Origin of the sequence: Brunnivagina elsteri CCALA 953 (assembly GCF_002289455.1) — a bacterium.
Lineage (GTDB): Bacteria > Cyanobacteriota > Cyanobacteriia > Cyanobacteriales > Nostocaceae > Brunnivagina > Brunnivagina elsteri.
Map to the genome: position 1 here is coordinate 1 of NZ_NTFS01000749.1, position 1,349 is coordinate 1,349.

The 1,349-nt window shown below is 40.4% G+C and carries 1 protein-coding gene; it reads right to left on the reverse strand.

Annotation, left to right across the window (positions count from 1 at the left end; genetic code table 11):
* Positions 1-44: 44 nt before the first annotated feature.
* Entirely contained in the window at positions 45-1,241 is a 1,197-nt protein-coding gene (locus tag CK510_RS30435) for a transposase (RefSeq protein WP_095725129.1), read from the reverse strand.
* Positions 1,242-1,349: the final 108 nt, after the last annotated feature.

A 1,349-nucleotide genomic window follows, 5' to 3' on the forward strand; every position in this document is an offset into this window, starting at 1 on the left:
GCTGACTGCCTGACAGATTTATTTGAAAAGAAGTGAAAAAGCACTCAAACCCAACATTTAAAGGAGTAAACACGAGAAAAGGATATCCTGCGATACGCCTTTGGCGTTAAGCTCCGCTTATCGTAATCTTGGCGGGCTTTGTTAGAGGCAAAAGAAGATTGCGGGTCTTGTGGCAACAAAGGAGTTGGGGTGAGTAATTGCCGTCCCTTGTTAATAACGCCTCGAAGCCAGCGTAAACCGATTTTAAGATAACTTAAACCACGATTCCAATGAGGGTCAACAATTGAACGTAAACCAGCAATTTGTACAGCCATGCCTTGTGTTGTACTGTAAAGTAAAGCCAAGGCTGCAATCAAATATAATCTTTCCAGAGATTTAGCATTACGAAGGCGAGAATCTTCAAGTTCAAATGCACCTGATTTACTATCAAGGAACAGTTCCTCAACACAGAATCTCAAAGCATACTCGTGTAATGTTTGTAAAGATGGAGTCTCGTCTGTTACAACTGCCCAATGTTCGGATACTGCTTCTGGATAAGCAACTACTAAATTACAACGAATTAAACCATCTTGCCATAGACCAACATTACGATAAAAAGCTGCTTCTCCTCGATTTGGGTAAATTGAAGAAGCTTCTGTAGGGTAGCGTCTAACTCCATGCAAGTAAGTATTACAAGGTATACGTATGCAGTAATGCCAATTACTTTTTTGTAACCAACTTAAAAAATCATGATTGGCAAAACCTCTATCTGCAAGCATCATGATATCAGGATGAAGACGTAGCAACCACCTGGCTTTACGTAACATTGGCTCGTATTCCTTAAATGCCACTGTTGCACTGTTATGTTCCAATACTCGCCACAATAATGGTATCGCTCGACCACAGCATACTACTGATATATGAATCATACAGAAACGATTCCATAGGACGGTGGTATCTAACGCCAAATATAATCGCTGTTTTTCCCAGTCCTTGAGTGCCAACAGAGCAAGTGGTAAGTATATTTTTTCGACACTAACCCTCATATTTTCAAGAAATCTGCGCCATCTACGCTCATAACTTTGAGCTTGTTTAGCATCACTTTGCACGTAGGGTTCCCATGCACTCAAGCTTAATTGCCCGCTACATATTAGCCCATTAATCATCCAAGCTAAAGTTTTAAGGTGGCGTAAATCACGGTATGTACTATATTGACGTAGGTACTCCAATAATTGATTATAGAGTTGGGTTGAGCTTGACATGATGCATCCGGTAAAAGTTTGGTTACTTTACTTTCTCATGTCTCTTGACCCTTTTTGTTAAATTTCCTTGATTTTACTGGCTTTACAGACTTCTGTCAGGCAGCCAGG

What these genes read in the sequence shown, in the direction of transcription:
- CK510_RS30435 (WP_095725129.1), bottom strand. Translation starts at nt 1,241, where the DNA reads ATGTCAAGCTCAACCCAACTCTATAATCAATTATTGGAGTACCTACGT.